The organism is Rahnella sp. PD12R, assembly GCF_019200965.1.
GTDB classification, from domain to species: Bacteria; Pseudomonadota; Gammaproteobacteria; order Enterobacterales; family Enterobacteriaceae; genus Rahnella; species Rahnella laticis.
In genome coordinates, this window is sequence record NZ_JAHTMS010000004.1 from 210,955 (window position 1) to 228,469 (window position 17,515).

Consider the following 17,515-nt stretch of genomic DNA (forward strand, 5'->3'; position numbering starts at 1 on the left):
TATTCTGCATTCCTCATACCTGTGAACCGCCTCACAACGCGCACTCCTTTTAAGGTTTAGCTTCTGTCATCATTTTGATTTTGTTGTATTTATTTGATGAATAAAACAATAAATACCCCATCTTCAAATCAATTATTCCACGGACGCTTTCCCTAAAAGGACTTTACCCATGCCCGGATTTCCCGCTGCACGTCAGCATGATATGACCGCCATTGGCGGCCCGGTTGTGCAGGGCTCGCTGGGCGTAATGATTGGTGCGCCTACCGGCGTGGCATGTTCCGTCTGCCCCGGCGGCGTGCTGGTCGGCAACCCCGTAAACCCCTCGCTCGGCGCCAAAGTTCAGTCAGGCGAGACCGATATCGCGCTGCCCGCTTCTTTGCCTTTTGTACTTTCGCGTTCTTACAGCAGCTATAAAACGGATACGCCCGCGCCGGTCGGGATGTTCGGCCCCGGCTGGTCGGCGGCNGCGGATATCCGCCTGCAAATCCGTGCWGACGAACTTATCCTTAACGAYAATGCCGGGCGCAGCATTCATTTCCACCTGCTTCCGCCCGGCCAGATTGCCTTCAGCCACAGCGAAAAACTCTGGCTGGCGCGCGGCGGCACCGATAAACAACCTGAAAACCATCCGCTCAGTCCGCTCTGGCAGGCCCTGCCGGAAGCACTGCGCAACAGCCCGCATTATTATTTTGTGGCCAATGACGCCACCGGCCCCTGGTGGATTTTGGGCTGCGTGCAGTTACCCGCAACCGCTGAAGACGTGCTGCCGCGCCCGTTGCCGTCGTCCCGCGTGCTTTTGGGTTTGTCCGACCGTTTCGGCAATCAGCTTAACTATCACCGCGACGCAGAAGGCGAATTCGCCGGGCAGATCACCGGCGTCACCGACAGCTGCGGGCGRCGTTTYCGCCTTGAATTAGTCACGCTGCCGGRTTTCAAACCCGCCCTGAATACCGGCTGGGGTTCTGAYTGTGGCGTGCGSCTKTCCGCCGTCTGGCTGACGAAGGATGCGGCGTTTCCKGATTTGCCGTCAAAACCGCTGGCCCGCTATGACTACACCCCGCGCGGCGAGCTGAAAACCGTGTACGACCGCGCCGGTGAAATTGTCCGCCAGTTTGACTGGCATCCGGAACCTGCCGGCACCGGCCTGATGGTCGCGCACCGCTACGCCGGACGYCCGGCCACGCGCTACGTKTACGAYGCRTCCGGCARGGTCATTTCGCAGGTCAACCCGGGCGGCCTGAGCTACCAGTTTGAATACAGTAAAAATCAGACCCGCGTCACCGACAGCCTCGGGCGGCTGCGCGTGTATCATTTTGAGGGCGAGAAGGGGTTGCGCCGCGTGGTCAGGCTCGACAACGCCGACGGCAGTTGTGTGCAAAGCGCCTTCGACAGCCGTGGCGGGTTAATATCGCAGACCGATGCCGCCGGGCGCCCCACCGAATTTCATCTCAATCCGGCCAGCGGCGACCTGACCGAAATCGTCCACCCCGGCGGCGAAAAGCGCAGCCGGTTCAGCTATAACCGCGCCGGGCAGCTGATTTCGGCCACCGCGCCCGACGGACGCCGCGTAGAGAAAACCTACGATATTTTGGGGCGCCTGACGGCTGAGACCGATGCCATGAACCAGACCCGCCGCTATCACTACGCGGACGATAAGAGCGCGCAGCCGTGCGCTACCGAAGACGCGGCAGGCGGACGGCAGACGCTGGAATGGAACGCGGCCGGCTTGCTGGAGAGTTTTACCGACTGCTCCGGGTTTAAGACGTCATACCGCTACAACCGCGACGGGCAGCCGGTTGAAATCCTGCACGAAGAAGGGATGAAAAGCCGTTTAGCGTACGACGTGCGCGGGCGAATGATTGCGCGGGAAGATGCCAGTGGAGCCAAAACGCTTTGGGAATACAACGCCGCGGGCGACGTCATCACCGTCACCCGCCCGGACGGCACGCAGTCCACGCAGACTTACTGTGGCAGCACACCGTCCGCCACCAGTTCGACCCGCGCGGTTTTGAGGTCTCGGCCCGTTACGACGGCCTGCCGGAAATCCACTGGCAGACCTACGGCCCCGGCCACCTGCTGGGCGTGAAGCTCGGGCACGACGTGGTGCTCGAACTCGGCCGCGACCGTTTGCACCGCGAAACCATCCGCCGGTTCAGCCAGAACTGGCAGAGCGAAAACGCCTATTCGCTGACCGGGCAGCTCGCCGCCCAGCAAACGCCGGACGTCGGGCACCCGAACCTGATGCGCCGCTACGACTACAACGACGCCGGGCAGATGACGAAGATGACCACCGGGCTTGGCGACCATCACTACGCTTATACGCCAGCCGGACGCCTGCAAAGCGTCAGCTCCCCGGAGGGCTTTCTCGCCACCCTGACCGACCCCGCCGGCAACCGCAACGTCACGCACCACGACCTGAACGTTCCGCCGGAAGATGCGCGGCCGGTCTGGTACCACAACCGCGTGCAGCGCGATGAATGTTACCTTTATGAATACGATAAATTCGGCAACATGACCGAAAAACGTCCGTTCCACGCGGGCCGGATGCACACCCCGCACGGCGGCGGAGCGGTTACCCACATGGCTTACGACCAGGCGCACCGCCTGACGCGCCTGATGACGGAAGAGGACGGCCAGACGCTGACGCGGGCGCGCTATATCTACGACCCGCTCGGGCGGCGGGTGGGCAAACACGTCAGCCAGATAAACCCGCAATCCGGCGAAACGCAAACGCAGAATACCTGGTTTGGCTGGGACGGCGACCGGCTGGTGCTGACTGAAAACCGCGACACCCAGCTGCACACGGTTTATCACCCGGGCAGCTTTGTCCCGCTGCTGCGCGCGGAGCACGCGCGGATGGAAGACAGCCACCGCACGCTGGCGGAAAAGCTCGAGGAAGACGCCGGCAGCCCGTTCCCCGCCGACATTCATCAGCGCTTTAACGACATCGAAAAGGAAATCCGCCGTAACGACGTCAGCGACGCGCACCTGCAGTGGCTGGACTCCGTGGGCCTGAAAACCGAAAACCTCGCGCCGTGGCTCGAACCGCTGCCGGACGCCGGTGAACTCAAACTGCACCTGTACCACTGCGACCACCTCGGCACGCCGGTGGCGCTGATTAATCACAAAACCGGCAAGGTAGAATGGGACGCGATTTCAGACGTCTGGGGCAACGCGGTAGATATTTTCAATCCGTACAAACTGCGGCAGCCAATTAAAATGCAGGGCCAGCATGACGACGAGGAATCAGGGCTGCATTATAACCGCCACCGTTATTATGACCCGGCGCTGGGACGATATATTACGCAGGATCCGATTGGGTTGAGAGGGGGGTGGAATTTATACGCGTATGTTTATAGCAAGCCAGGGCGATACTTCGACCCTCGAGGGCTGAATGGTGTGGGCTCGATGGTAAATATGCCAGGAATTAGCGAAAAGGGTTCGTTAGGTATATCAATGACACAAAATGGCGCATCTTCAGAAGATATTACTACTGCGATGGCACCAGCTCCAACCAGCCCAATTGCAACGGGAGAATGTCGAGTTACTGGAACTGTTGCAGTGGGTACAGGTTTGTCAGCTACTGCGTCACTTAATGAAAAATCAGGTGCCTCTGCTTTATGGAGTGTACCAATAGCAGCTGTTGGCCTAAGAGCATCGGCAACATGTGGATTAAAGTTTAGAGACCCTGACGCTAAGGACTTAAAAGTAGGCGCTGGGTTTGCGCTGGGGTTGGGGGAATTTAGTATTGAAGCAGTGCAAACATCAACGTGGCCAGAAATATACATTGGTTTTGGTGCTGGCGCTGGCCCTGAAATAAATATCCCATATACACCAAGTGTATCGGGACCGATAAATTATTGAGGTTTATATGTGCGAAGGTATAAAGATACTCAGAATTTCTTTTTTCTTTTTTGCAGTGGCAATTATCTCGATAGCCATTTTTTCAGGATGGAGATTTTGCAAAAAAAACAACATAAATTTCAATTCTGTAGATGGTATGTTTGAAATGTATGGATATGTATTTTCTTTTAAAGATAAAGCATTTTCCATCTTAATGCTACTTTGCATATATGGGGGCGCGTTGTTGGGGCTTATTGTTATTGGTATTAGCTTTTGGGCTGAAAGCAAAGGGTGCACATTCCCCAAAAGGTATATTTAACAGTGAGAAAAACTAGAATAAATCTCTTTGGAGACACACTAATATGCGGTACTGCACAAATATGTGTTGTTAACTAACTGGTGAATTTATGCGTTTTATTTATATTGTAATAGTTGCAATAATACTCTGCGCCTGCAGTCCGATTGATATAGATGCAGCACAAAATAATGTTGATACTTTTCATCAGATGTATCAAGAAAACAAATACTCAAATATATACGTAGACTCATCAGAAATTCTGAGGAAGTCTATTTCAGAAGAAGGATTTATTAAATTATTAACAGAGGCTAAGGATAAAGACTTAGGTGTTTTCAAAAAAAACACACTCATCTCTAAAAAGAAAATTTATCATCTAATAGCTGATAACGAAGTGCTATTGATTTATACCTCTGAGTTTTCGAAGAGAAACGTAAATGAAACATTTTTGTTCATTATAGTAGATGGTGAATTGAAACTAAAAGGATATAACTACACCTCCATCAATTAGGCTAATTTTCAGATGATGCTGAAGCTACAGCGACTCTTGCCCTCGCCGTATTCAACCCGGCACCGGTGACCTGAGTTTTAGGGTTTCGGGAAAGCAAAAGGCCAGCATATGCTGGCCTTTTCTGTTTTTGTGCGTCTGAGGCGTCAGGATTTATTTCGCCGCAGCACCGGTCTGTTCTGCACCGACCAGACCGACTTTCAGGTAACCGGCTTTGCGCAGGTTATCCATTACGCTCATCAGTGTTTCGTAATCCACCGTCTTATCCGCACGGAAGAAAATCGTACTCTGCTTGTTGCCCTGCGTGCGCTGGTCGAGCATCGCCGTCAGGTTGTCGCTGTTTACCGGGTTATCGCCGAGGAACAGCTGCTTGTCAGATTTCACCGTCAGGAAGATCGGCTTCTCAGGACGTGGCTGCGCTTTTGCCGTCGAGGCCGGTAAGTCTACCCGCACATCGACGGTGGCCAGCGGCGCTGCCACCATGAAGATAATCAGTAACACCAGCATGACGTCGATAAAAGGCGTGACGTTGATGTCATGCATTTCACCGCTTTCGTCGATATCGTCGTTTAACCGAATAGCCATAATCTGTTCTTACCCTACGCGTAACTGACCCGTCTGACCGCGTGGCGCATCGCCTTCGCTGGCAGCCAGGTCCAGATCACGGCCCTGTAACAGGATAACCTGCGCCGCCACATCGCCTACCTGATGACGGTAAGAGGTAATGGTACGGGCGAAAATGTTGTAAATAACCACGGCGGGGATCGCAGCAATCAGGCCGACAGCCGTTGCCAGCAAGGCTTCAGCGATACCCGGTGCGACGACTGCAAGGTTGGTGGTCTGCGTCTGCGCGATGCCGATGAAGCTGTTCATGATGCCCCAGACCGTCCCGAACAGGCCGACGAACGGGGAGATGGCCCCGATGGTCGCGAGTATGCCGTTGCCACGGCCCATATAACGGCCAGCGGCACCGACGCGGCGCTCAAGGCGGAAACCGGTACGTTCTTTGATGCCGTTGTTGTCAGCTGAACCGGCGGAAAGCTCGAGTTCGTTCTGCGCATCGCGAATCATCTGCGCGCTGATGCTGCTGGCGGCAAAGCTTTCAGCCTGCTCAGCGGCTTCATCCAGCGTACGTACGGAAGACAGCGCATCAAATTCGCGACGCATGCGGCGTTTACCGCTGAAGACTTCAGCGCCTTTGCTAAACAACAGCGCCCAGGTGACGACGGAAGCCAGCAGCAGGCCAATCATCACAGTTTTCACCACCACGTCAGCGTGGTGATACATGCCTAATACAGACAAATCGGTCGGAATGACAGGCGTTGCTTCGGTCGGTGCAGGCTGCATTACCGGGGCAGGCGTCGCATCAGCCGAAGCCGGTGCCGGGGTGTCAGCCGTTGCAGGTTGAGTCGCCGCAGAAGTCACGGCTTGTGCCGCAGGCGTCGCAGGTGCTGCCATCGCGTTGCCACTTAAGCCAGCAACCAACATTAACGACATCAGGAGTGAAGTCGCCTCTTTCATCTTATTGCGAGCCGTTTTCACGCGTCGCCTCCAGCCAGAATCAGTGTGTAGAAGGAATTAATAACGCCGAATGATATCAAAGAAAAAGCCCTAATTGATAGTCGTTCTCATTATTATTTACATTGTCGCGCTTCAAGACACGAGAGTCCTTGATGGATGACAAGGTTTTTCCCGTTTGAACACAGCGTGAACAATTTAATCCCCGTCACACTTTTCATAAAAATGTCGCGGTAAATCAATCAGCTAATCGCAATTACTAAAGTTAAAACAATATTTTAAATATTAAGTAACAGTATTTTACATCTGTTGCGAGATTGTGATAACGCTCAAATACCGCACAGTTATAAATAGGATAAGGTTCCTGCCACAGACGAAGACCCTGAAAGGGCGCGGCTGTTATCCGTTTCATTTACAAGGTGATTTGCCCTTTTTTAATAAAAAAACAGGCGCGACCTCGTGCGTCAGACCGGTTCACTTTTGCTGTCATTTTTCCATTCCCTTACCGAGTACCCTGGAGACAAACTGATGAAAATGCAGAAAGCACTTCTCAGCCTTTGCCTGAGTTCCGCCACCCTGTTATTTACGCCTGTTCTTGCCGCGCAAACGCTGAAAGCCGCCGATGTGCATCCGCAGGGCTATCCCAATGTCGTCGCCGTTCAGCACATGGGCGAAAAACTGCAACAACAAACCGACGGGCGCCTGGAAATCAAAACGTTCCCCGGCGGCGTGCTCGGCGATGAAAAACAGGAAATCGAGCAGGCGCAGCTGGGCGCGCTGGATATCATCCGCGTATCCATGACGCCGGTTGCCTCAATTCTCCCTGAAATCAACGTCTTCACCCTGCCGTATATTTTCCGCGATGAAGACCACATGCATAAGGTGCTGGACGGCCAGATTGGGAAATCCATCGGCGATAAGATCACCAGCAATCCCAACTCGCGTCTGGTGTTTCTCGGCTGGATGGACGGCGGAACGCGAAACCTGATCACCAAAGAACCGGTGGTGAAACCGGAAGATTTGCACGGCATGAAAATCCGCGTTCAGGGCAGCCCGATTGCGCTGGCGACGCTGAAAGCCATGGGCGCAAACCCGGTGGCGATGGGCGTCAGTGAGGTGTTCAGCGGGATGCAAACCGGGGTTATCGACGGCACGGAAAACAACCCGCCAACGTTTGTCGCGCACAACTATCTGCCGGTGGTGAAAAACTACACCTACAGCCGCCACTTCATCATTCCTGAGCTGTTCCTGTATTCAAAAGTGAAGTGGGACAAGCTGAAACCCGAAGACCAGCAGCTGATCCTCAAACTGGCCAAAGAAGCGCAGGACGAGCAGCGCGAACTCTGGAAAGCCTATAACGAGAAAGCGCTGGCGACGATGAAAGCGGGCGGCGTGAAATTCCAGGAGATCGATCCGTCCACCTACGTGAAAGCCACACAATCCGTGCGCGATGAATTCGGTAAAGACCATCAGGAACTGATGCAGCAAATCGCTGACGTTCAGTAATTCGTTGAACCGGGCAGCGTCCGCTGCCTCTTTCCCGACACTTCAGCGGAGGAACTTATGGTTTCCGGTTATCACACTCTAATGGACATCTTTTACCGCGGCGCAATGTGGCTGGCCGGGCTGGCTTTATTGCTGATGGTGGCGGTCATTCCCATCGGTATTTTCGCCCGCTACGTCCTGAACAGCGCCCTCTCCTGGCCTGAACCCATCGCGATTATGTGCATGGTGACATTCACCTTTATCGGTGCCGCCGTCAGCTACCGCGCGGGTTCGCATATTGTGGTGGCGATGGTCACGGACCGCCTGCCGCCTGCCCTGCAAAAGTTTTCTGCCCTGCTTTCTGACCTGATGATGCTGGCTATCAGCATATTTATTTTCTGGTACAGCCTGCAACTGTGCAGCGAACTCTGGCAGCAACCCGTGGCGGAATTCCCGCTGCTGACCGCCGGGCAAACCTACCTTCCCCTGCCGGTGGGTTCGGCGCTGACCCTCTTATTTATTATTGAGCAGATTATCTCAGGCCCGCAGCACAAGCGGCCGGTGGTGATGCTGGGCAATTCTGAAGCCTGAGCCGGAGCCTTTTATGGATGCATTAATTTTACTGTTAACGCTCGGCGTCATGCTGGCTGTCGGCGTGCCGGTGGCGTACGCCGTCGGGCTCAGCGCGCTGGCCGGTGCCTGGTGGATTGACCTGCCGTTTGAAGCGCTCATGATTCAGCTGACCAACGGCGTGAACAAGTTTTCGCTGCTGGCGATCCCGTTCTTTATTCTGGCGGGTGCGATTATGGCCGAAGGCGGCATTGCCCGCAGGCTGGTGAGTTTTGCGTATATCTTTGTCGGATTTATCCGCGGCGGCCTGTCGCTGGTGAACATCGTGGCATCAACATTTTTCGGGGCGATTTCCGGTTCTTCGGTGGCAGATACCGCATCGATTGGTTCCGTGATGATCCCGGAGATGGAGAAAAAGGGCTATCCGCGCGATTTCGCCGCCGCCGTCACCGCCAGCGGTTCGGTGCAGGCGATCCTGACGCCGCCGAGCCATAACTCGGTGATTTACTCGCTGGCCACCGGCGGCACGGTTTCAATTGCGGCGCTGTTTATCGCCGGTATTCTGCCCGGCTTGCTGCTCAGCCTGACGCTGATGGTGATGTGTGTGGTATTTGCACATAAACGCGGTTATCCGAAAGGCGAACGGGTGCCGTTCCGTCAGGCGCTGAAGATTTTCATCGACACGCTGTGGGGGCTGATGACGGTGGTCATCATCATGGGCGGGATCCTCAGCGGGATTTTCACCGCCACAGAATCCGCCGCCATCGCCTGCCTGTGGTCATTCTTCGTGACGATGTTCATCTACCGCGACTATAAATGGAGCGAACTGCCAAAACTGATGTACCGCACGGTGAAAACCGTCAGTATCGTGATGATCCTGATTGGCTTCGCCGCCAGCTTTGGCGCGGTCATGACGTACATGCAGCTGCCGATGCGGATCACCGAATTCTTCACGTCGATCTCAGATAATAAGTACGTGATCCTTATGTGGATCAACATCATGCTTCTGCTGATTGGCACGCTGATGGACATGGCACCGATCATTCTGATCCTCACGCCAGTGCTGCTGCCGGTGATTTTATCGCTCGGCATCGACCCGGTACATTTCGGGATGATTATGCTGGTGAACCTCGGGATCGGCCTGATCACCCCACCGGTCGGCTCCGTGCTGTTTGTTGCCAGCGCCGTGAGCAAGCAGAGCATCGAGAAAGTCGTGAAAGCCATGCTGCCGTTTTACTGCGTGCTGTTTATGGTGCTGATGGTCGTAACGTACATTCCGTCGATTTCGCTGTTCCTGCCCAAACTTTTCGGTGTTTACACCGGATAACCGCTCCTTTCAGCCCGTCTTTCGCGACGGGCTTTTGTTTTGGCTGAAATTTTCTCATCCAACCGGCAAAAACCTGACCCGTCAAATTCATCATGTTAAGTTAATTGCATATCAGCCGCTGCCACAGAGCGCGGGTCTACAAGGCTAAACAGGGTGAAATGCGGATTATGTCGTCTAAAAAAATCGAAACCGCGCTGGTCAGCGCCGGACGGGACAAAAAGTACACACAAGGTTCAGTGAATGCCGTGATCCAGCGTGCTTCATCGCTGGTGTTTGAAACCGTGGCCGATAAAAAGCACGCCACCGCCAACCGCGCCAACGGCGAACTGTTTTACGGACGCCGCGGAACCCTGACGCATTTCTCCCTGCAACAGGCCATGGTTGAGCTTGAAGGCGGCGCGGGTTGCGCGCTTTATCCCTGCGGGGCGGCGGCGGTCAGTAATGCGGTGTTGTCGTTTGTCGGCACTGGCGACCACATTCTGGTGGCCGGTTCCGCTTACGAACCCACCCAAGATTTCTGCGAAAAAGTGCTGAAAAAACTCGGCGTCTCTACCACCTATTTCCGCGCTGACATTGGCGCGGAGTTAGGTTCGCTGATGCAGCCCAACACCAAAGTCGTTTTCCTCGAGTCACCGGGCTCCATCACGATGGAAGTGCCGGATATCCCGGCGATGGTGAAAGCCGTGCGCGCCGTGTCTCCGGACGTGGTGATCATGATCGACAACACCTGGGCGGCGGGCATTCTGTTCAAAGCGCTGGAGTTTGGTATCGATATTTCCATTCAGGCCGGGACCAAATATATCGTCGGCCATTCCGACGCCATGATTGGTACAGCGGTATCCAACGAACGTTGCTGGGAACAGTTGCGCGAGCACTCTTATCTGATGGGGCAAATGGTTGACGCCGACACCGCGTACGTCGCCAGCCGCGGGCTGCGGACAATGGGCGTGCGGCTGAAACAGCATGAAGAAAGCAGCATTCGTATTGCGCAATGGCTGGCGGAACGCCCGGAAGTGGAAACCGTGAATCATCCGGCGTTACCGGGCAGTAAAGGCCACGAATTCTGGAAGCGCGATTTCACCGGCAGCTGTGGTTTGTTCTCGTTCATCCTCAAGCAGCGCCTGAGCAAACAGCAGCTTTCCGACTATCTCGATCACTTCGAACATTTCAGCATGGCGTATTCCTGGGGCGGTTTTGAATCGCTGGTTCTGGCCAATCAGCCGGAAGAAATTCAGGCGATCCGTCCGGCAGAAACCGTTGATTTTGCCGGTACACTGGTGCGCCTTCACATCGGGCTGGAAAATAGCGATGACCTGATCGCTGACCTTTCTGCTGCATTTGAAAGAATTGCGGCAGCCTGAGCGGGAGAGATTGCGACACACCGCGCAGATCGGTAAGGTATCTGTCGGATTTTCATTCGCAAAATGAGAATAATCTGTAAGCTCTACCTATAGCTCCGGCGAACTATCGCCGGAGTGTTCTGTCTTTTTACAGCCGCCTCAGATCAACATACGGACAAGGGATCCTTGGTACACTGGCAAGTGACAGTTTTTAATGATTAGCAACAGGACAGAATATGGCAGTTATTTGCGACATTTTTCATGCACTCTGGCGGCATGATTTCAGTATGCTCGCCGACCCGAATCTTCTCTGGGTTATCTACGCTGTACTGTTCACGACGCTGTTTCTTGAAAACGGACTTCTTCCCGCTTCTTTCCTGCCGGGCGACAGCCTTCTGCTGCTGACCGGTGCGCTCATCGCCAAAGGCGTGATGAGCTTCATTCCAACGATGATTATTCTGGTGACCGCCGCCAGTCTCGGCTGCTGGCTGAGCTACATTCAGGGGCGCTGGCTCGGACACACCAAGATGGTCAAAGGCTGGCTGCTACAGCTTCCCGCACATTATCATCAGCGCGCGCACCAGATGTTCACCCGTCACGGGCTGATGGCGCTGCTCGCTGGCCGTTTTCTGGCGTTTGTCCGCACGCTGTTACCGACCATTGCCGGTATCTCCGGCCTGAACAATGCGCGCTTCCAGTTCTTTAACTGGCTGAGCGCGATTTTGTGGGTGGGCGTGGTGATTTCGCTGGGCTTTGCACTGAGCCATATTCCGGTCGTGAAACGCCATGAGGATCAGGTCATGGCGGGTCTGATGATTTTACCGGTCCTGCTGCTGGTTATCGGGCTTGCCGGTGGATTGCTGGTGGTGTGGAAGAAACGTAAATGCCGTTTCTGAACACGCAGATCACGCTTTAAAGGCCACATCCGCCAGCGCTAAAACGCCCGAACTGCCTTCGCGCAGGCGGGCCATTTCATCGCTCGGCGTCACCCCAAAATAGCGCTTAAACTCGCGGCTAAACTGCGATGCACTTTCATATCCCACCTGCAACGCCGCCACGCTGGCTTTCACGCCGTCATAAATCATCAGCATTCGCGCTTTGTGCAGCCGGTAGGTTTTCAGATACTGCAAAGGTGACGTGCTGGTCACCGCTTTGAAGTTGTGGTGAAATGCCGAAATACTCATGTTCACTTCGCTCGCCAGCGCTTCCACGCTGAGGTTATCCGCATACTGCGCTTCGATGCGGCGCAGGGATTTGGCAATCTGGCTAAAATGCGTGTGGCGGTTAACCAGCGCCTGAAGTGCGCCGCCGTTTTCACTGGTCAGGATAAAGAACAGGATTTCGCGGATGATCTTCGGCCCCAGCACGCGGGCGTGAAGCGGTTTATCCAGAACGCTCAGCAGGCGTTCGGTCGCGCATAAAATATCATCGTCCAGCACGCCTGAATTGATGCCGGTTGAAGAATCTTTCTGACGCGCCACGGATTCATCCCCCATGTCCATCAGCAAATCCTGCAACATCAGCGTATCGATGCTGATCTGGATCCCTGCCAGCGGCTCTTCGGGGCTGCTGAACGTTTCACATTCGAACGGCAGCGGAACGGTCAGCATCAGGTAATTATGCGGATCATAAGAGAAGGTTTTCTTGCCCAGATAACCAACCTTGCGGCCCTGAAAGAGGATCACCACGCCAGGATTGTACAAAACCGGCTGGCGCGGATGGTAACGTGTGGTGTACATCAGCGTAACCTGTGGCACCGCCGACGGACTGAGTTTGTTACTCCCGCTAAGATGCGCCACTCTTGCCGCCAGACGGGCGCACAAGCTGTCCACATTTTCCATTATTCCTGCTCCGGATAGACGATAAACTGGCATCGATTTTGCCACAGGCATTTCATTTTCTACACAGACTTGCAGGATCAGGCAAGACTCTGGCAGAAATGTGCATCTTCCTTGCAGCGATTTTCTCTTACAGTTAATCCCTCTTTCCGCAGGCGCATCTTCCTGCACAAATGCAGTGAACTGCTAGTCTGTATGAACGCACCTTTCATACGCTGTTCGTGACAAACGTTTTGTCACCGGCCCGATTTCTCAATAACTCCCTAATTTTCAAAAACTCAATGTCAGGAGAGAATTATGTCTGCACCTACCGCTGCCGAAAATACGTTTAACGCCTGGGCCGCCGCCGGTCCGAATCAGCCTCTTGAAGCTTTCCAATTCGACGCTGGTCCGATCGGTGACGAAGAAATTGAAGTCGCCATTGATTACTGCGGCGTCTGCCACTCCGATCTCTCGATGCTCAATAACGACTGGGGCATCACCCAATATCCGTTCGTACCGGGCCATGAAGTGGTCGGTAAAATTGTCAAAATCGGCGACCATGCGCACAACAAAGGGCTGAAAGTCGGCCAGATTGTGGGCGTGGGCTGGAACCGTGGCAGCTGTATGCACTGCCACCCTTGTATGTCCGGCGACCAGCATCTTTGCCACGATGTTGAAGCCACGATTATCGGTCATCACGGCGGCTTCGCGGATCGTATCCGCAGTCACTGGGCGTGGGCGATCCCGCTTCCGGAAGGCGTGGACGTCACCAGCGCAGGCCCGCTGTTTTGCGGCGGCATCACCGTGTTTAACCCGCTGTTGCAGTTTGGCGTTCTGCCAACGCACCGCGTGGGCGTCGTCGGTATCGGCGGTTTAGGCCACATGGCGCTGCGCTTCCTGAATGCGTGGGGCTGCGAAGTTACGGCGTTTACATCGTCTCTGGCAAAACGTGACGAAGCTCTGTCACTCGGCGCACACCGTGTTGTCGCCACCCGCGACAGCGATGAACTGAAGAAAATCGCCGGTGAACTGGATTTCATCATGGTGACGGCGAACGCCTCCCTGGACTGGGATGCCTTTATCGGCACGCTGGCACCGAAAGGCCGCCTGCACTTTGTAGGCGTCGTACCGGAAGCCGTACCGCTGCACGTTATGGCGTTAATCAGCAAACAGGCTGAAGTTTCCGGCTCACCGACCGGCGCGCCTTCCCGTCTGGCAGACATGCTGGCGTTCTGCGCCCGTCACCAGATTACGCCACAGGTTGAGCACTTCCCGCTGAGCAAAATTAACGATGCGGTTGAACATCTGCACGAAGGAAAAGCGCGTTACCGCGTCGTTCTGGATATGAATGCGTAACAAGCGTTCGCAATAAAATAAGTAGCCTGCTCAGCAAGATGACGTTTCGTTAACTAGACTTAACGTCAGGCTGAAGCCTTCACTACTCTGTGCCCGTGCTTTGCGGCGGGCACTCTGCCCTGAAAGGAGAACCTCATGGCAACGCAACCCATCATTAAACTTCACGATGGCAACCTGATGCCGCAGTTAGGGCTTGGCGTATGGAAAGCCAGTAATCAGGAAGCCACCAGCGCGGTGAAAACGGCCATTGAAACCGGCTATCGTCATATCGATACGGCCGCTATCTACAAAAACGAGGAAGGCGTCGGCGAAGCGATTGCCGCCAATCTCGTTCCCCGCGAAGAGCTGTTTATTACCACCAAACTGTGGAATGACGATCAACTGAATGCGCCAAAAGCGCTGGAAACCAGCCTTAAAAAGCTGAGAACTGATTACGTCGATTTGTATCTGATCCACTGGCCGCAGCCAGCGCAGGGCCATTATGTCGATGCGTGGAAAGCGCTGCTGAAACTGAAAGAACAAGGGCTGGCGAAAAGCGTCGGCGTCTGTAATTTTCCGCTGGAACATTTGCAGAAACTGAAAGATGAAACCGGCATTTTTCCGGTGGTGAATCAGATTGAGCTGCACCCGCTGATGCAACAGCGCCAGCTGCACGCCTGGAACGCCACGCACACTATCGCTACCGAATCCTGGAGCCCGCTGGCACAGGGCGGCGAAGGTGTGTTTGATCAGCCACTGATTCAGAAACTGGCTGAGAAATACAACAAAACGCCGGCGCAGATTGTCATCCGCTGGCATCTGGACAACGGGCTGATTGTTATCCCGAAATCCGTGACGCCAAAACGCATCCGCGAAAACTTCGAAGTGTTTGATTTCAGGCTGGAGAAAGAAGAACTGGCGGAAGTCACCAAGCTGGATAAAGAGCAGCGTCTGGGGCCGGATCCGGCGAAAGACCTGTAATTTTCCCGCTGCTGTAAACAAAAAACCCGCCACTGGCGGGTTTTCTTTTGGTGCGAAGGCGTTCTGCCATTACATCGACGGCTGAACCAGCATGTTCCCTGCGGAACCGCGATCGGCCAGCTCCAGCGTTCCGCTGCGGTAGGTGAACGGGAAATGGTCATATGAAGGCTGATTGAAAAACACCAGCAATTCCACGTCGCCATCAACCCAGACGGTGTCTTTGAATCCGGCATCTTCCACCAGCGGAGCCGCACCGTTCACGCTTTTCACCAGGAAAGACACGCCCTCGACATGGAAGGTCTGCGGCATATCCGCATGCACGGTCCAGCGTTCCCACGTGCCTTGCTGCGCGGTCAGGTCGAGGCGGTTGATGTCCCACATCGCGCCATTAATGCCCGGCTGGCTGTCGCCAAGACGCAGGTCGCGGCTGCGAACCACATTGCCGGTCATGATTTGATCGGCCAGTAAACGCATCGGAAGATTGTCGGTGACCAGCGGCAACAGGCCGGTTGGTTTGAGCGTCAGGACGATGGTAGAAACCAGAATGCTCGAGGGCTCAAACAGGCCACGCAGTCTGTCCATAACGCCCGCCGCATCGCCCGCAGTAATCGACACTTCTTCGCCCTGCGACATATCCACCAGCACTTCGCGACGTTCACCCGGCCCGAGCGACAGACGTTTCACCGTCAGCGGCGCAGGCAGGAAACCGAGATCGGAAGCCACGACGTGAAAAGCACGGTTGTCGGTCATGCTCAGTTCGTACCGGCGTGCATTCGACGCATTCAGCAAACGTAAACGTACCCAGCCGCGGGACACTTCGACATACGGGCTTTGTACGCCGTTGACCAGCATGGTATCGCCAAAGAAACCGCCGGAAGCCGGGGTGTCATATTGCGGCACGCCAAAACCGTCCAGACGTTTGTCCTGAATGATCAGCGGGAAATCATCAACACCATAATGGTTGGGCAACGGCAGATTTTTACTGACTTCATCCTCAACAATCCACATCCCCGCCAGCCCGTTATAGACGTGCGGCGCCATGCGGTTGGGCGTATTCGCGTGATACCAGCAGGTAGCGGCCGCCTGACGGATGGGCAATACCGGCGACCAGTCAACGCCAGGCTGCATCATGCGCGCCGCGCCGCCGGTCAGCGTTCCCGGCTCCATCAATCCGCTGATGGTCATCGAAACGGGTTCAGCCAGGCGGTTGCTGTAGATAAGTTTTACGTCATCACCGTTATGCACTTTGACCGTCGGGCCAAGATACATGCCATTGATGCCCCACACCGGCGCTTTAGCGCCACCAAGGAATGACCAGTGAGCCGCCTGTAACGTCAGAAACAGAGGTTGTCCACGGCGGGATTCCAGCAGCGGGGGAACGGGTAATGCCGGTTGCGAACCACTCGCTTCTGCTTTAAATGGCAGAGCACCTGCGGCAAGAGCCACGCCGGAGGCTTGCAGGAACGAGCGACGACTGAGTGACATATCTTCTCCATGAAAACAAAATCAAGAGCTGTGTTAATAACCATCGCCATCAATGGCAACAGAATTTCTGCTCTGATGCCGCCGGGCCGCAGGGATAGTAAAAACCTGCAACCCGTCGTCATCAGGGCGTAAATAAAAAACGCTATTATTTTTTTGCTGCGGCTTCGCGCTGTGCGACTTCGGCGTCCAGCTCGGCGATTTTATCGGCCATGATCTGACGGCAGTGTTCGGACAGTTCGCGCAGACGATCTTTGGTGTAACCGGTGGTATCGATAGGTGGCAGCATTTCCACAATCACCAGTCCGTTAGACCAGCGGTTGAGCTTCACCTTGTTACTGGTGTTCGATACGCAAATCGGCACGATCGGCACACCGGCGGCGATAGCGGCGTGGAATGCCCCTGTTTTAAACGGCATCAGGCCACGACCCCGGCTGCGGGTACCTTCCGGGAACATCCAGATCGACAGGTTCTTTTTCTTAATCTGCGCCACGACCTGAGCAATAGTCCCGTGCGCTTTTGCGCGGTTATCACGGTCAATCAGCAGGTTACCGGTCAGCCAGTACAACTGGCCAAAGAACGGGATCCACGCCAGACTTTTTTTGCCGACGGTCACCGTACCCGGCATCACAACAGATGACGCGGTCACCATGTCGTAGTTGTTCTGATGGTTGGCAATGTAGATGCATTTGCCATTTGTTGCCGCTTCAGCCGGAATACGCTTTTCTACGGTCAGACCAAAGACCGGTGCCAGACGACCAAACAGCTTACCAAACGTCGCCACATGTTTCGGGTTACGCGGGCTGAAAAGACAATATATGGAGCCAAAAACACAGACCAGAATCGAGTAAACCACCACGATAATCAGACGCAAAATAAATAACATAACATCCTCTTAAAACTACAGCCGAAGCCGGTAAGAAACCTGTGCAGTTTCGCTCCCTGTGCGGAGAACTATTCTCAAGCCTCATTCAACGCCGCACAACGGTTTTATTAATACAAATGTAAAAT

At 54.7% G+C, this 17,515-nt stretch carries 14 protein-coding genes and 2 pseudogenes; 11 read left to right on the forward strand and 5 right to left on the reverse strand.

Annotated features, from left to right (window positions below; genetic code table 11):
- Nucleotides 1–169: 169 nt before the first annotated feature.
- From KWG64_RS25875 to KWG64_RS25665, 4 genes and pseudogenes are all read left to right on the forward strand, one after another.
- Nucleotides 170–1,267, forward strand: a pseudogene (locus KWG64_RS25875) (DUF6531 domain-containing protein); the annotation flags it as partial.
- Between the two features lie 105 nt (nucleotides 1,268–1,372).
- A pseudogene (locus KWG64_RS25880) lies at nucleotides 1,373–1,897 on the forward strand (type IV secretion protein Rhs); the annotation flags it as partial.
- Between the two features lie 2 nt (nucleotides 1,898–1,899).
- Complete coding sequence (locus tag KWG64_RS25885) at nucleotides 1,900–3,864, forward strand: RHS repeat-associated core domain-containing protein (protein WP_370628646.1); 1,965 nt, start codon at nucleotides 1,900–1,902, stop codon at nucleotides 3,862–3,864.
- A 386-nt stretch (nucleotides 3,865–4,250) separates the two neighbouring features.
- Nucleotides 4,251–4,649, forward strand: a complete 399-nt coding sequence (locus tag KWG64_RS25665; RefSeq protein ID WP_255562152.1) for a type IV secretion protein Rhs — start codon at nucleotides 4,251–4,253, stop codon at nucleotides 4,647–4,649.
- 150 nt (nucleotides 4,650–4,799) lie between these two features.
- On the opposite strand, the gene exbD is transcribed toward KWG64_RS25665, so the two are convergent.
- Entirely contained in the window at nucleotides 4,800–5,231 is a 432-nt protein-coding gene (gene exbD / locus KWG64_RS10280) for a TonB system transport protein ExbD (protein ID WP_104924428.1), read from the reverse strand.
- A 9-nt stretch (nucleotides 5,232–5,240) separates the two neighbouring features.
- A complete protein-coding gene (gene exbB, locus KWG64_RS10285) occupies nucleotides 5,241–6,167 on the reverse strand; it encodes a tol-pal system-associated acyl-CoA thioesterase (RefSeq protein WP_255562160.1) in 927 nt (308 codons plus the stop codon).
- 525 nt (nucleotides 6,168–6,692) lie between these two features.
- Between exbB and KWG64_RS10290 the strand changes: the two genes are divergently transcribed.
- From KWG64_RS10290 to KWG64_RS10310, 5 genes are all read left to right on the forward strand, one after another.
- Nucleotides 6,693–7,670, forward strand: coding sequence for a TRAP transporter substrate-binding protein (locus KWG64_RS10290; RefSeq protein ID WP_218521839.1), 978 nt, complete (start codon nucleotides 6,693–6,695; stop codon nucleotides 7,668–7,670).
- Nucleotides 7,671–7,727: 57 nt separating this feature from the next.
- Nucleotides 7,728–8,240, forward strand: a complete 513-nt coding sequence (locus KWG64_RS10295; protein ID WP_195825676.1) for a TRAP transporter small permease — start codon at nucleotides 7,728–7,730, stop codon at nucleotides 8,238–8,240.
- 13 nt (nucleotides 8,241–8,253) lie between these two features.
- The gene (locus tag KWG64_RS10300) at nucleotides 8,254–9,546 is read left to right on the forward strand and encodes a TRAP transporter large permease (RefSeq protein WP_195815652.1); all 1,293 of its coding nucleotides are present in this window, start codon (nucleotides 8,254–8,256) and stop codon (nucleotides 9,544–9,546) included.
- 167 nt (nucleotides 9,547–9,713) lie between these two features.
- Nucleotides 9,714–10,907, forward strand: a complete 1,194-nt coding sequence (gene metC / locus KWG64_RS10305; protein WP_218521840.1) for a cystathionine beta-lyase — start codon at nucleotides 9,714–9,716, stop codon at nucleotides 10,905–10,907.
- A gap of 215 nt (nucleotides 10,908–11,122) precedes the next feature.
- Nucleotides 11,123–11,782: a DedA family protein gene (locus KWG64_RS10310; RefSeq protein WP_195815650.1), complete on the forward strand. Its 660-nt coding sequence runs from the start codon at nucleotides 11,123–11,125 to the stop codon at nucleotides 11,780–11,782.
- Nucleotides 11,783–11,791: 9 nt separating this feature from the next.
- On the opposite strand, the gene KWG64_RS10315 is transcribed toward KWG64_RS10310, so the two are convergent.
- Nucleotides 11,792–12,727 (reverse strand): AraC family transcriptional regulator, encoded by a 936-nt coding sequence (locus tag KWG64_RS10315; RefSeq protein WP_218521841.1) that lies wholly within the window; start codon nucleotides 12,725–12,727, stop codon nucleotides 11,792–11,794.
- A 294-nt stretch (nucleotides 12,728–13,021) separates the two neighbouring features.
- Here KWG64_RS10315 and KWG64_RS10320 point away from each other — a divergent pair, with 294 nt between their 5' ends.
- Together KWG64_RS10320 and dkgA are read left to right on the forward strand one after the other, a co-directional pair.
- Complete coding sequence (locus KWG64_RS10320) at nucleotides 13,022–14,062, forward strand: NAD(P)-dependent alcohol dehydrogenase (RefSeq protein WP_218521842.1); 1,041 nt, start codon at nucleotides 13,022–13,024, stop codon at nucleotides 14,060–14,062.
- A 135-nt stretch (nucleotides 14,063–14,197) separates the two neighbouring features.
- Complete coding sequence (gene dkgA, locus KWG64_RS10325) at nucleotides 14,198–15,022, forward strand: 2,5-didehydrogluconate reductase DkgA (RefSeq protein WP_195815648.1); 825 nt, start codon at nucleotides 14,198–14,200, stop codon at nucleotides 15,020–15,022.
- Between the two features lie 69 nt (nucleotides 15,023–15,091).
- Here the strand turns inward: dkgA and ftsP are convergent, their stop codons facing one another.
- On the reverse strand, nucleotides 15,092–16,507 hold the full coding sequence (ftsP, locus tag KWG64_RS10330; RefSeq protein ID WP_152324043.1) for a cell division protein FtsP: 1,416 nt from the start codon (nucleotides 16,505–16,507) through the stop codon (nucleotides 15,092–15,094).
- A gap of 145 nt (nucleotides 16,508–16,652) precedes the next feature.
- Nucleotides 16,653–17,390, reverse strand: a complete 738-nt coding sequence (locus tag KWG64_RS10335) for a 1-acylglycerol-3-phosphate O-acyltransferase (protein ID WP_195825681.1) — start codon at nucleotides 17,388–17,390, stop codon at nucleotides 16,653–16,655.
- Nucleotides 17,391–17,515: the final 125 nt, after the last annotated feature.